Annotated in this window: 14 protein-coding genes and 1 tRNA gene; 1 reads left to right on the top strand and 14 read right to left on the bottom strand. The window is 36.2% G+C overall.

The features are described 5' to 3' along the window. Positions 1-6 precede the first annotated feature (6 nt). The 12 genes from atpH to gyrB form a co-directional block, all read right to left on the bottom strand. Positions 7-540, bottom strand: coding sequence for a F0F1 ATP synthase subunit delta (gene atpH / locus CVP05_RS02495; RefSeq protein WP_100287990.1), 534 nt, complete (start codon positions 538-540; stop codon positions 7-9). A 13-nt stretch (positions 541-553) separates the two neighbouring features. Beyond that, positions 554-1,024, bottom strand: a complete 471-nt coding sequence (atpF, locus tag CVP05_RS02490; protein ID WP_100287989.1) for a F0F1 ATP synthase subunit B — start codon at positions 1,022-1,024, stop codon at positions 554-556. Positions 1,025-1,095: 71 nt separating this feature from the next. Continuing rightward, the gene (gene atpE, locus CVP05_RS02485) at positions 1,096-1,350 is read right to left on the bottom strand and encodes a F0F1 ATP synthase subunit C (protein WP_100287988.1); all 255 of its coding nucleotides are present in this window, start codon (positions 1,348-1,350) and stop codon (positions 1,096-1,098) included. Between the two features lie 117 nt (positions 1,351-1,467). Beyond that, entirely contained in the window at positions 1,468-2,268 is an 801-nt protein-coding gene (gene atpB, locus CVP05_RS02480; protein ID WP_100287987.1) for a F0F1 ATP synthase subunit A, read from the bottom strand. 18 nt (positions 2,269-2,286) lie between these two features. Then, entirely contained in the window at positions 2,287-2,646 is a 360-nt protein-coding gene (locus CVP05_RS02475; protein WP_165773111.1) for an ATP synthase subunit I, read from the bottom strand. Positions 2,647-2,843: 197 nt separating this feature from the next. After that, positions 2,844-3,485, bottom strand: coding sequence for a 16S rRNA (guanine(527)-N(7))-methyltransferase RsmG (gene rsmG, locus CVP05_RS02470; protein WP_100287985.1), 642 nt, complete (start codon positions 3,483-3,485; stop codon positions 2,844-2,846). Beyond that, positions 3,478-3,792: a nucleotidyltransferase domain-containing protein gene (locus CVP05_RS02465; RefSeq protein ID WP_279324773.1), complete on the bottom strand. Its 315-nt coding sequence runs from the start codon at positions 3,790-3,792 to the stop codon at positions 3,478-3,480. The genes rsmG and CVP05_RS02465 overlap by 8 nt, the downstream gene beginning before the upstream one ends. A gap of 12 nt (positions 3,793-3,804) precedes the next feature. Then, positions 3,805-4,206, bottom strand: coding sequence for a nucleotidyltransferase substrate binding protein (locus CVP05_RS02460; protein ID WP_100287983.1), 402 nt, complete (start codon positions 4,204-4,206; stop codon positions 3,805-3,807). Further along, positions 4,206-6,095 (bottom strand): tRNA uridine-5-carboxymethylaminomethyl(34) synthesis enzyme MnmG, encoded by a 1,890-nt coding sequence (gene mnmG / locus CVP05_RS02455; protein ID WP_100287982.1) that lies wholly within the window; start codon positions 6,093-6,095, stop codon positions 4,206-4,208. The genes CVP05_RS02460 and mnmG overlap by 1 nt, the downstream gene beginning before the upstream one ends. 446 nt (positions 6,096-6,541) lie before the next feature. Continuing rightward, the gene (mioC, locus tag CVP05_RS02450; protein ID WP_100287981.1) at positions 6,542-6,991 is read right to left on the bottom strand and encodes an FMN-binding protein MioC; all 450 of its coding nucleotides are present in this window, start codon (positions 6,989-6,991) and stop codon (positions 6,542-6,544) included. An 8-nt stretch (positions 6,992-6,999) separates the two neighbouring features. Beyond that, entirely contained in the window at positions 7,000-7,800 is an 801-nt protein-coding gene (locus CVP05_RS02445) for a glycosyltransferase family 2 protein (RefSeq protein WP_100287980.1), read from the bottom strand. Positions 7,801-7,836: 36 nt separating this feature from the next. Then, entirely contained in the window at positions 7,837-10,263 is a 2,427-nt protein-coding gene (gyrB, locus tag CVP05_RS02440; protein WP_100287979.1) for a DNA topoisomerase (ATP-hydrolyzing) subunit B, read from the bottom strand. Between the two features lie 122 nt (positions 10,264-10,385). On the opposite strand from gyrB, the gene CVP05_RS02435 reads away from it, so the two are divergent. Then, on the top strand, positions 10,386-10,799 hold the full coding sequence (locus CVP05_RS02435; protein ID WP_100287978.1) for a group III truncated hemoglobin: 414 nt from the start codon (positions 10,386-10,388) through the stop codon (positions 10,797-10,799). Positions 10,800-10,813: 14 nt separating this feature from the next. Here the strand turns inward: CVP05_RS02435 and CVP05_RS12565 are convergent. Both CVP05_RS12565 and CVP05_RS02430 read right to left on the bottom strand, forming a co-directional pair. After that, positions 10,814-10,908, bottom strand: a tRNA-Sec gene (locus tag CVP05_RS12565). 108 nt (positions 10,909-11,016) lie between these two features. Beyond that, positions 11,017-12,558 (bottom strand): class I SAM-dependent methyltransferase, encoded by a 1,542-nt coding sequence (locus CVP05_RS02430; protein ID WP_100287977.1) that lies wholly within the window; start codon positions 12,556-12,558, stop codon positions 11,017-11,019. Between the last annotated feature and the right edge of the window lie 28 nt (positions 12,559-12,586).

The raw sequence follows: 12,586 nt of genomic DNA, 5'->3' as shown, positions 1-12,586 counted from the left end.
TTCCTCTTACAATTGCAACTCATTTGCCAGACGAGTTAATTGACCTCGACTTGAACCGTCAATAACCATATCGTCTGCACGAATAATTGCACCTGCGATTAATGTGCTGTCCACGCTGCAATTTAGTTTAACTTTACGAGCAAGTTTCTTTTCCATCGCTTGTGCAATTTTTTTCCGTTGTTCATCATTCAACGGTTGAGCTGAAATGACATCAACTTCAGCAGTTGCTTGGTATTCTGCAACATAATTTAAAAATTGCTGAAAAATAGCTGGTAACGCATTAAGACGTTTATTCTCAGCTATTACACGAATAAAATTCTGCCCGTATTGATCAAATTGTTCACCACAAATTGAAATGATGGTATCTGAAATTTTCAACGCAGATGACGAACCAGATAAAATATTTTCCAATTCAGGCTGTTTAACTAATTCCGCACCAAAATTCAACATGGTTGTCCATTTTTCAATGGCATTATGTTCAACGGCAAAATCAAATGCAGCTTTTGCATAAGGGCGAGCTATAGTAGTAAATTCTGACATAAGCCCTTCCTTCTTACAGTTCTGCAACTAGTTTATCAATAATGTCATTGTTTGCCGCTTCATCAACGGTGCGACCCACAATTTTCTCTGCTCCTGCAATAGCCAATGAAGCCACTTTGGTGCGCAATTCTTCTTGAACACGCTTACGTTCGGTCTCAATTTCCGCATAACCTTGTTCAATAATTTTCACTTTCAATGCTTCCGCTTCGGTTTTAACGTCTTCTAAAATTTCATTGCGACGTTTATTGGCTAAATCTACAATTTCCTGAGCTTGAATTTTTGCTTGAGTAATTTCTTGCTCAACCAATACTTTCGTATCTGCTTGCTCTTTTTTAGCAGCTTCGGCAGAGGCTAAGGCGTCAGCTATTTTACGCTGACGATCTTCAATGGCTTTAATCAACGGTGGCCAAACGAACTTCATACAAAATAGTACGAATAGAACAAAGGCGACCGTCTGCCAAATTAATGTTGCATTTAAATTCACAACGTCCTCCTCGAGTTGGTAATTAGCTTGTTATAACAAGCATGTTTTAAAACGTAATCCAACTCGGCTTATTATAATAATAAGTCAATAAATGGGTTTGCGAAGATGAAAAGTAATGCAATACCAACAGCAATCATAGAAATCGCATCTAAAAGACCTGCTACAATAAACATTTTAGTTTGTAAGCTTCCTGCTAATTCAGGTTGACGAGCTGATGACTCTAAGAATTTACCACCTAAAATAGCAAAGCCTAAAGCTGTACCTAGTGCAGCAAAAGCGATTAAAATTACTGAACCAAAAATAGTTGCGGTAATAACAGTTTCCATAGTTTTCTCCATTTAGATTGAAAGGAAATGACCCAAAGGTCGGTTTTAATTAAAGTAAAAAATAAATACATGTGCGGTAACAATAAAAAGATAAAAATTACCGCACTTTAAACATTATCAATGCTCTGTTTTGTTATAAGCCATACTTAGATATACTACTGTTAACATCATAAAGATAAAGGCTTGTAACGTGATAACTAAAATGTGGAATATCGCCCATACAAGGTGTAATGGCACACCAAGCGCTGCGATTAATCCATTAGCTCCATACATCACAGCAATAAGAATGAAAATTAACTCACCCGCATACATATTACCAAACAGACGGAAACCCAATGAGATCGGTTTTGCTAATAAGGTAACAGTTTCAAGTACTAAGTTAACAGGAATAAGTAAAGGGTGATTAAAAGGATGTAGCGTATATTCTTTTACAAAACCACCAAATCCTTTTGATTTAATCGTATATAAAATAATCAAGAAAAATACACCAATACTTAAAGATAAAGTAATGCTGATATCAGCGGTAGGCACAGCACGCAAATAATCAATCCCTAACATTTTTGCGGTTTCAGGTAAATAATCTACCGGAACTAAGTCAAAGGCATTCATAATAAATACCCAGCAAAAAATAGTGATTGCCAATGGTGCAACCATAAGACGTGGGCCATGGAAGTTTTCTCGCACAATGCCATCAACCCATTCCACGATCATTTCAACAAAACATTGTAATTTACCCGGCACACCATCGGTTGCTTTCTTTGCTACACTACGAAAAACAGCTAAGAAAATTAAACCTGATACAACACTAAAGAAAATGGAATCAAGGTGTACAGACCAAAAAGAATCTCCAGTAGTAAGAAATTGTAAATGGTGCTGAATATAGCTTGTCCCTGTTAATTCAGATGAAAGATCTGCCATAAACTAATCCTATTGAAATTAATTAATAAATTCATTTTTTCGCTGTTTTGCAAAAAATATCATTGGCAAAACAATATTCAAGAAAAGGAAGCTCAAAAAACCAGCAAAATAAAATCCAAAATGGATAGCTGAATAATATATAAAAATGATAGCGGTAAGCACTATCGTTAATATAAATTTTAACCCTTCGCCTTGATAAAGTACGGTCATTTTATTTGTTTGTTGTTGTGACTTTCCACGAAAAAAAACAAATAAAATTAAAATTACCTGCGGAATAAAGCTTGCTAATGCGCCAAAGAAAAAAGAGAGTCCATTATTAAGTTGGTAGATACTTAGTAAAAAAGAAATAACCAATAATAATATGCTTTCTTTGAACATAACCTGTCGATAGACTTTCTTCGTTTGATTTAGCACTCTCGACATAATTTAAACACTTTATACACTTACAATAATAACCGTAGAGATTATACGTAACTATTTATGTTATTCAACTAGCAAAACAAAGAAAAATTGTTATCTAGTTAACATTTTTCAAAAATTCTTTCAAAAATAAATTAACACCGGAATAAAAAACTCTATTTTGTATGTTTTATACACACTAAATGCCTTTCTCCCACCAATTCTGGGACGGCTAATTCAATCACTTGTTCCACACTATATTGCGCTGTTAATAGTTCAACCTCTTCCCTTTGATACTGACCTTTTAGAGCATAAAAAACGCCACTTTCTGCAAGCAAATGTTGACACCAGTCAGTCATATCTTTAAGGCTAGCAAATGCACGACTTAATACACCATCAAATTGATGATCGGGATTAAATTCTTCCACTCGACTTAATATAGGAGTCACATTGGTTAGTCCTAACTCACGTATAGCATTACGGATAAAACTGATTCGTTTACCCAAACTATCTAACAAGACAAACTGTTTATCCGGATTAATAATAGCCAATGGCAAGCCTGGCAAGCCGGGACCTGTACCCACATCAATAAAATATCTACCTTGTAAATAAGGACTAACAACTAATGAATCCAAAATATGTTTGATTAACATTTCCATTGGATCACGCACGGAAGTTAAGTTGTAAGCTTTATTCCATTTATGTAACAACAACACTAACCTAACTAGCTGATTTTTTTGTTGATCGGTCACGGAAAGTGCGGTCTGTTTTAAAAGAATTTCTAATTTTTCCGCTAGTTGTATTTCTAACTTATTCATTTTCTTTGTTTTTTATATAAAAAGGTTGACCATCTCGTTTAATATCAGCAATGAGTTTTTCATTTGTTATTGAACTCAATAACGATAAATCAAATAGATAAGGTGTATCTAAATCATCTAATTGCCAATAAATCCGGCTACGCAAATTTTCGTTTAAATGTTCACCTATCATAGCTAGATCAATATCTGAACCTTCCCTAAAAGTCCCTTTTGCACGGGACCCGTAGATAATCACTTTTTCTACTTCAGGATAAGCCATAAAAACCGTATTGATTTTATCTATTACTCGTTGTGTTAGCCCAAACATCATTGCTTGTCTCTACAAAAAATCTTGAGCCCGTTGCTCAAATTCGATAAATAAAGGCAAATACTGTTTAATAATCTTGTTAAATTCGGTTTCTAGAATCAATTCATTATAAGTATGGGCAGTGCGATTACAACTTTCAATCATTTCCATCCATACTTCACCCTGATTTATCAACCCTAGATTATAGGCCCGTTTAGTCGCAATTCTAGATGCCAAAACATCTCGCTCACCAGCTTCGATCAAAATATCTTTCATCAATTTCCATGCTAATTCATGTGTGATTTCAAAGCGTTGAATAATCCCTTCTTTGATCAAATCTGAATTTGTATTTGCATTTTCTTCTATAGCTCGCTTTAAATGATGAACTGCTTTATGATAATTTTCAAAGCGCTGTTGTGAACGTTTTTCAACCATTATTCCCCTCGCTTCAGCATTCCTTGCTTTTTCAAATTCACCAATAAAATAGAAATTGCCGCAGGGGTAACACCTGAAATACGCGTAGCTTGCCCTATTGATACTGGGCGGTGTTGTTCTAATTTCGCGCGAACTTCATTGGATAATCCCGATACTAAACTATAATCAAAATTAGCTGGGATAGCGGTGTTTTCATGGCGTTTTTGTTTTTCTATTTCTTCTAATTGGTGTTCAATATAGCCTTGATATTTCACTGCAATTTCTACTTGTTCCGCTGCTTCCTTATCAGCAAGTGGTGGTTGAAATAAAGAAAGTGCGGTCAAAATTTCATAATTTATTTCAGGACGGCGCAATAAATCTTCACCACTGGCTTCACGTACAAGTGGCGAGCCTAACACTTTATTAGCTTCTTCTAAATGCTCAGAACGCGGATGTAACCAAATACTACGTAAACGCTGACGTTCTTGCTCAATATTCTCCATTTTCTGATTAAAACGTGCCCAACGTTTTTCATCAATTAAGCCTAATTCATGCGCAATTGGTGTTAAGCGACTGTCCGCATTGTCTTCACGCAACAATAAACGATATTCTGCACGGGAAGTAAATACACGATATGGTTCTTTTGTGCCTAACGTACATAAATCATCTACTAACACACCAGTATAAGCCTGATCACGACGTGGATACCAAGCTTCTTTTTCTTGCACAAATAAACCTGCGTTAATACCGGCAAGTAAACCTTGAGCCGCAGCTTCTTCATAACCGGTTGTGCCATTAATTTGACCGGCAAAGAATAATCCTTGAATAGCTTTGGTTTCCAACGTCGGTTTCAAATCACGTGGGTCAAAATAATCATATTCAATAGCATAACCCGGCTTAATTATTCGAGTTTGTTCCAGACCTTTCATGGAATTAACAATTTTCATTTGAACATCAAAAGGCAAACTGGTGGAAATTCCGTTTGGATAAATTTCGTTGGAAGTTAACCCTTCAGGTTCAAGATAAATTTGGTGAGAATTCCGCTCAGCAAAACGCATTACTTTGTCTTCAATAGACGGGCAATAACGTGGGCCGATCCCTTCGATCACCCCTGTATACATAGGGCTGCGATCCAAATTATTACGGATCACCTCATGAGTTTGATCGTTAGTATGCGTAATAAAACATGGAATTTGACGCGGATGTTGATCAACAGATCCCATAAATGAAAATACCGGTAATATGTCATCACCATGTTGTTTAGCCAAAATATCAAAATTAATGGTGCGAGCATCTAAACGTGGCGGTGTACCCGTTTTTAAGCGATCTACACGTAATCCCAGATCACGTAAACGATCAGCTAACATAGTAGCAGCCGGATCTCCTGCACGACCACCTGCATAATTTTCCAAACCAATATGGATCTTACCAGCTAAGAATGTTCCAGCAGTTAAGATCACCGCTTTTGCATGGAATTTCAATCCCATTTTAGTGACCACACCAGTTGCGCGATCTTGTTCTAAGATCACATCGGTCACTTCCTGTTGGAAAATATCTAAATTAGGTTGATTTTCAAGGGCTATTCTCACAGCTTGGCGATAAAGAACCCGATCAGCTTGTGCGCGAGTAGCTCGCACCGCAGGTCCTTTAGAACTGTTTAAAGTGCGAAATTGGATCCCTGCTTGATCGGCTGCAGTTGCCATTAAACCGCCCATAGCATCAATTTCTTTTACCAAATGTCCTTTACCGATCCCACCAATAGCAGGGTTACAAGACATTTGTCCCAACGTATCTACATTGTGAGTAAGTAAGAGGGTTTTTAATCCCATACGAGCCGGTGCTAAAGCCGCTTCTGTCCCAGCATGACCGCCACCGATTACGATCACATCATAATTTTCAGTATAAAACATAATAACCTTAATATTGATCTTTGCTTAGATCGAAAATTTTTTAGTATTCTACTTAAATTTGATAAGGCTTAAAAGCAGATTTAATGGATAATTTTATATATGATCTTTGTGAAGCTGAGAAAATAAAAAATAGATCTATTTATATATAAAGATCTTATTATTGTTTTTATAAGATCGAAGGATCTGTGTGGATAAGATCCTTTTCCTTTTTTAAATTAATGAGTTAAGGATCTTCTAACTGTGTGAAGATCGTTTATTTTTGATCGGTTTTTCCTGTGTATAACAAGGTAAGTTATCCACATTAAGTGGAATTTAAAAAGTTATTCTTTGGTTAAAAACAGGTTTTTTACAAGTTTTTATTAACTTATCCACAGCCCTAATGTGTGATAAATGAAGTATTTTTTATAAAATAAAAAAGCCCATTTTTGATGGGCTTTAGTCAGTATTTATGCTTGCCAATATTGAACAAAATTAGGTAGCCAGTTTTCAGCGCATTGGTCATGGTCAAATTCTTTTACTACATCAATGCGTAGGGATTCACATATTTTAAATGCTTTTTTATCTTGTAATACGCTTTCGACATAGTCTACAGAATGGCAAAAAGTATCATAATCTGAACTTCCTAATCCGATAACCGCAAAAAACAAATCAGAGAGTTCAGTATTTTCTTCTTCTAATTGTTCAAATAAAGGTTTTAAATTATCGGGTAATTCTCCGGCACCGTGAGTTGATGTGACGATTAACCAAATTTTTTCATTAACGACTTCATCAAAATTGGCACCATGTATTAAGTGAGTTTTAAAACCTTGTTGTTGCAATAAATCTTCCACATGCTCAGCAACGTATTCAGCGCCGCCTAATGTGCTGCCTGTGATTATACAAACTTGTTTTTTCATATCATGTCCTATTTGCGTTCTAAAATTAAAGGCTGAATGCCTGTTTTTGTATTTAAACTTATTTTTAGTTGGTTTATTTCATGACAAATACGCTCGGTGATAGCTTCTGCTTGTTGATAATGTTCCGGCTGAATATTGGTATCTGCCTGTTGGAACAAAATAGCGTTAAGTAAACGCTCAGCATGCATACCTTCTCGGCAATAATGTAATACCCCTTTTTCCTTGAATAAAGTGGCCACAGTATTGATTTTAGTGGTGGCAATACCCAATGCTCCATCTTCACCACCAAATTGGGCAAATAAATCATCTTGAGGAAAACCACCACAAGCCAAAAAGAATGCGCGACGAAATACAGTATTGGTTGCAGTAGTCATGCGCATATGTTGCCAAGCATAGTCGAAATTAGGATGTTTAGCGTAGCGTTCAGCTAAATCAACAGGCGTTAAGGCAAGGCGTACAACGCTGATTTCAGGGCGAAAAGCAAATACACTGCTTGCAACTTCCAATGCATCTTGTTCATAAGCATCATCAGCATCTAAAAAAGCGATAAATTCTGATTGGCTCTGTAATGCGCCCCAATTTCTAGCTTTAGCTGGGCCAACATTTTTTGGCATTTGTTCAATTTGGATTTTATGAGGATATTGGCTAGCTAATTGTTGCATTAGAGTAAAACTATTATCTTTGGAACAATCGTCAATTAACCATAATTGCCCAAAGTGCGGTTGATTTAATACACTTTTTACCGCTCGCATTAAGGTTTTTTCAGCATTATAAACTGGAATAATAATATCAATAGTTGGAAAATTCATAAGCTATAAATAACCCCACCGAAGTGGGGTATAAAATTAAATATCTAAGTTAGCATATAAGGCGTTCGTTTCAATAAATTCACGACGAGGCTCAACTTCATCACCCATAAGGGTTGTGAAAAGTTGATCGGCGGCTACCGCATCTTTAATCGAAACTTTTAACATACGACGTGCATTAGGATCCATAGTGGTTTCCCAAAGTTGATCAGCGTTCATTTCACCTAATCCTTTATAGCGCTGAACAGTCAGTCCACGACGGGATTCTTTAACTAACCAGTCAATAGCTTGTTTGAATGAACTAATTGCAAGTTTGCGTTCACCACGCATAACATAAGCGGTATCATCTAATAAATCATGCAATTGTGCGCCTAATTTTACAATACGAGCATATTCATTACCTTCAACAAATTGGAAATCAAGGTAATAATCGGTATCAATACCGTGAGTACGCACAGTAAGTGTGACTTCATATAAACGGCGTTCAGTATTAAAATTCACCTTATAAGCATAGTGATTTCCACTTGTTTCTTTAGCTGTTAACGCCTTAACTAAGGATTCTGCCCAGTTTTTTACCGCACTTTCATCTTGCATCAAAGTAGTTGTTAATGCAGGCTGATAAATTAATTCGTTAAGAATACTGGAAGGATAACGACGATATAAACGCGCAATCATTTTTTGTACACCGTTAAATTCGGATACTAATTTTTCTAATTGTAATCCGCTCATTGCTGGTGCATTTTCATTCACATATAAATAAGCATCTTCTAAAGCAATTGCAAGCTCGTATTGCGCCATTGCTTCATCATCTTTGATATATTGCTCTTGCTTACCTTTTTTGACTTTATATAGCGGTGGCTGAGCAATATACACATAACCACGCTCAATTAATTCCGGCATTTGACGGTAGAAGAATGTTAATAGTAGTGTACGAATATGAGAACCATCAACATCCGCATCGGTCATAATAATTATGCTGTGATAACGCAATTTATCGGGATTATATTCATCTCGCCCAATGCCACAGCCTAAAGCCGTTATTAAGGTTGCGACTTCTTGTGAAGACAACATTTTGTCAAAACGAGCTTTTTCTACATTAAGGATTTTCCCTTTTAAAGGCAAAATTGCTTGATTCTTACGATTACGTCCTTGTTTTGCTGAACCACCCGCTGAGTCCCCCTCCACTAAGTATAATTCAGATAAAGCAGGATCACGTTCTTGGCAATCAGCTAATTTACCAGGTAAACCACCTAAATCTAGCGCGCCTTTACGACGAGTCATTTCACGCGCTTTGCGAGCAGCTTCCCGTGCGCGAGCAGCATCTTGAATTTTGCTGACTACGATTTTAGCGTCATTTGGGTTTTCTAATAAGTAATCTTGGAAACGTTCGCCCATAGCGGATTCAACAGCACCTTTTACTTCTGATGACACTAACTTATCTTTGGTTTGAGAAGAAAATTTTGGATCTGGTACTTTTACAGATACAATCGCGACTAAACCTTCACGCGCATCATCACCAGAAGTCGCAACTTTATTTTTTTCTTTTTTACCAGCAGCATTATCTTCCATATATTTATTTAATACACGGGTGAGTGCGCCACGAAAACCGGCTAAATGTGTTCCGCCATCTCGTTGTGGAATATTATTAGTAAAACAATAGACATTTTCGTTATAGCCATCATTCCATTGCAATGCAACTTCCACACCAATTCCGTCTTTTTCTGCAGAAAAATAAAAAGGTTTTTGATGAATCGGCGTTTTATTTTTATTTAAATATTCTACGAATGCCTGAATTCCACCTTCGTAGTGAAAATGATCTTGTTTATCCGAACGTTTATCAATGAGTTTGATAGAGACACCAGAATTTAAGAAAGAAAGCTCACGTAAACGTTTTGCTAAAATGTCATATTCAAATTCTATATTGGTAAAAATGGTTGGGCTTGGCCAAAAACGTACGGTTGTCCCTGTTAGTTCAGTATCACCTATAATACTTAATGGCGCTTTTGGTTCACCAAGGCTATAAAATTGTTCATGCACATGACCTTCACGGCGAATGGTCAGTTGTAATTTATCTGATAAAGCATTAACTACAGATACACCAACACCGTGTAAACCGCCTGATACTTTATAAGAATTATCATCAAACTTACCGCCTGCGTGTAATACAGTCATAATGACTTCTGCCGCAGAAACACCTTCTTCTTCATGAATACCCACAGGGATACCACGTCCATCATCTTGCACAGAAACTGAGTTATCGGAATGGATAGTAACAATAATATCTTTACAGTGACCTGCCAATGCTTCATCAATGGCGTTGTCCACTACCTCAAAAACCATGTGGTGTAAACCTGTGCCGTCATCTGTATCACCAATATACATACCAGGACGTTTGCGTACAGCATCAAGACCTTTTAATACTTTAATACTGGATGCACCATAAGAATCAGGGGTTTCGTTCGACATATTTCTTCTCTATTTTATTTACATAAATTGTGCGGAATTATAGCAAATTTTGCAGATATTAGCACGTGTTAATCGTTATAATATGGGAAGCTTATTGAGTAAAAGTAGAATTTGGAGAAAAAATGAAAAAAGACATTGAATCTCGAGCGGATATTGAGTTATTAGTTCAAGAATTTTATAAAGTGGTACGTCAAGATCCTGAAATTGGTTATATTTTTGATTACATTGTAGAAAACCGTTGGGAAAAACATTTAGATAAAATGTATCGTTTTTGGTCAAGTTTGTTATTGGCAGAAAATAGTTATGATGGAAATCCTATGTTAAAACACATTAAATTACATGAACGGATTCCTTTAACTTATCGCCATTTTGATGTTTGGTTACAAATTTGGACAAATACGGTTAATACGCATTTTACAGGCCTAGTCGCTCAAGAAGCGATTTTTCGTGGCACAATGATCAAAGAAATGATGTCTAGCCGAGTGATTTCTGAAGATTTACCTGAATTTATAAAGCAACGTGCAATGGGAATATAGATGTTAATGAGAGTTGGCGGAAAGTCATGGGAGTCGAACCCACCCAGGACTGCTGGCAGCCCTAACAGGATTTGAAGTCCTGCCGCATCACCGGATACGACGACCTTCCGTATGGAAAAATCTGTAAAAGTGACCGCACTTTAACCTAAATTTTCTTTTGTTTCAATAAGAATAATAAGAGTCGGATAATCCGACTCTTAATAGCATTTGTTTAATTTTAAGCAATAATACCTAATTGTCGTAACATTGGTAATGTTTCCTTATTAAACTTGTCAGCTAAAGATTCAAGCTCTGCAAGATTCTCTTTATCGGTTTGTAAGATTTTATTTTCTTTACGTAATGCAGTACCTTGTGGTTTAAAAATATCCCAAATAAATTTAGCTAGCTCTTTTGGTGATTTTAATCCTTTAGTTACACCAAATGCACATAATGCATCTATTTGTCCACAAATTACGGCTTCACCGGTAACAGGACTTGCCAAATAAGGAGTCTCAGAACTACTTTGTGCTAATTCAAATAAGTATTGGTTAAGTGCATGACATCTCTCTTTCACACTATCAATTTGCTCTTGTTCTTGTACTAAAACAAGGTCTTGTTTCGTATAAAGGAGAGTTAATAACACAAATAACAATTGTTCATTAACAATATGTTCTTTATTCACAGCTTCCCAAATTTCATTAACACTATGAGGTTTTTTATCGGCCAAAATATCTAAAATAGAATTAATTTGTTCAGGGTAAAGCTGTGCTTGACGATGATGTGTCACAGATAAAGACACTTTATCACGCTCTGTTATCAACATAAATTTTAATTGCCCACGTAACATATTTAAGCGTTTTGGATTTAATTTATACCCACCTTTTACCCATAAATCTCGGCGGAAGCGCTTATTGAGCATGTAGTCTTTTGTGGTTTGGCGCACACGAGCTTGTGCTGGTAAACTATCAAAAAGCTGAGCTTGTTCAGAGCTGAAATTCACATCGTAAAAGTCTTCTAAATAGTTAGCTGAACAAACATAAGATAATTTGGCCGGTTCAAGATAATCTGACACTTCAGTAAAATACATTGGCTGCCAATTTTGATTTAAATATTCATGAGCGAGATAGCGAAAGTTTTTGTTTTTTAATTCGTTTAAGAAATTGCTTATTTCAGCCGAATTTTGGGTTAAACCTACGCTTTGGGCCAACACTTTTTCGCCAAAGTGCATTGCTCTTTCTACACGATCTTTATAGTCATCGGTAGATGATGCCATATTTTTATTCCATATATTCATCAAATGACGAATTGGAGAAGTCGCCGCCCAACCCGGCAAAGAATTATAGCTAATGTATAATATGCCACCGACAGCTAATTTACGACGAATAAAATCAACAATAATATGGCGGTTTTCGTCGTTAATCCATGACCAAATACCATGTAAGCCGATATATTCAAATTCAGGTAAATCATCACGTTGACAAAATTCCGCAAAGGATTGATCAGTCAGTATTGCATCGTTATTTGCTTTTTTTGCAACTTCACGGGCAAAAGCAGTTTGAGCAGGATTGACATCAGTGCCATACCATTGTGCCGTTCCAGCAGTAGCATGAATATTGATAGATATACCTTGTCCAAAACCTAATTCACAAGCATTTTTGATTTCAGGTACTGCAATTCCTTCTAGTAATAGAGGCACAATAATATGTTTTGGCGATAATTCTTTATAATAGCCATAAGTATAGTTTATATCAGTAAGATATCCGTCAGACCAATTGGACATGGTAAACCTCTAAAATTAAAAAAGTAAT

This window comes from Conservatibacter flavescens (genome assembly GCF_002795425.1).
Taxonomy (GTDB): Bacteria; Pseudomonadota; Gammaproteobacteria; order Enterobacterales; family Pasteurellaceae; genus Conservatibacter; species Conservatibacter flavescens.
The sequence above is the reverse complement of the archived record's forward strand: the minus strand, read 5'-3'. Positions and strand labels throughout refer to the sequence as shown.

Bases quoted from the DNA above. Each gene is read 5' to 3' on its own strand.
- atpH (WP_100287990.1), bottom strand. From the start codon at position 540: ATGTCAGAATTTACTACTATAGCTCGCCCTTATGCAAAAGCTGCATTT.
- atpE (WP_100287988.1), bottom strand. From the start codon at position 1,350: ATGGAAACTGTTATTACCGCAACTATTTTTGGTTCAGTAATTTTAATC.
- atpB (WP_100287987.1), bottom strand. From the start codon at position 2,268: ATGGCAGATCTTTCATCTGAATTAACAGGGACAAGCTATATTCAGCAC.
- CVP05_RS02475 (WP_165773111.1), bottom strand. From the start codon at position 2,646: ATGTTCAAAGAAAGCATATTATTATTGGTTATTTCTTTTTTACTAAGT.
- rsmG (WP_100287985.1), bottom strand. From the start codon at position 3,485: ATGAATAAGTTAGAAATACAACTAGCGGAAAAATTAGAAATTCTTTTA.
- CVP05_RS02465 (WP_279324773.1), bottom strand. From the start codon at position 3,792: ATGTTTGGGCTAACACAACGAGTAATAGATAAAATCAATACGGTTTTT.
- CVP05_RS02460 (WP_100287983.1), bottom strand. From the start codon at position 4,206: ATGGTTGAAAAACGTTCACAACAGCGCTTTGAAAATTATCATAAAGCA.
- mnmG (WP_100287982.1), bottom strand. From the start codon at position 6,095: ATGTTTTATACTGAAAATTATGATGTGATCGTAATCGGTGGCGGTCAT.
- mioC (WP_100287981.1), bottom strand. From the start codon at position 6,991: ATGAAAAAACAAGTTTGTATAATCACAGGCAGCACATTAGGCGGCGCT.
- CVP05_RS02445 (WP_100287980.1), bottom strand. From the start codon at position 7,800: ATGAATTTTCCAACTATTGATATTATTATTCCAGTTTATAATGCTGAA.
- gyrB (WP_100287979.1), bottom strand. From the start codon at position 10,263: ATGTCGAACGAAACCCCTGATTCTTATGGTGCATCCAGTATTAAAGTA.
- CVP05_RS02435 (WP_100287978.1), top strand. From the start codon at position 10,386: ATGAAAAAAGACATTGAATCTCGAGCGGATATTGAGTTATTAGTTCAA.
- CVP05_RS02430 (WP_100287977.1), bottom strand. From the start codon at position 12,558: ATGTCCAATTGGTCTGACGGATATCTTACTGATATAAACTATACTTAT.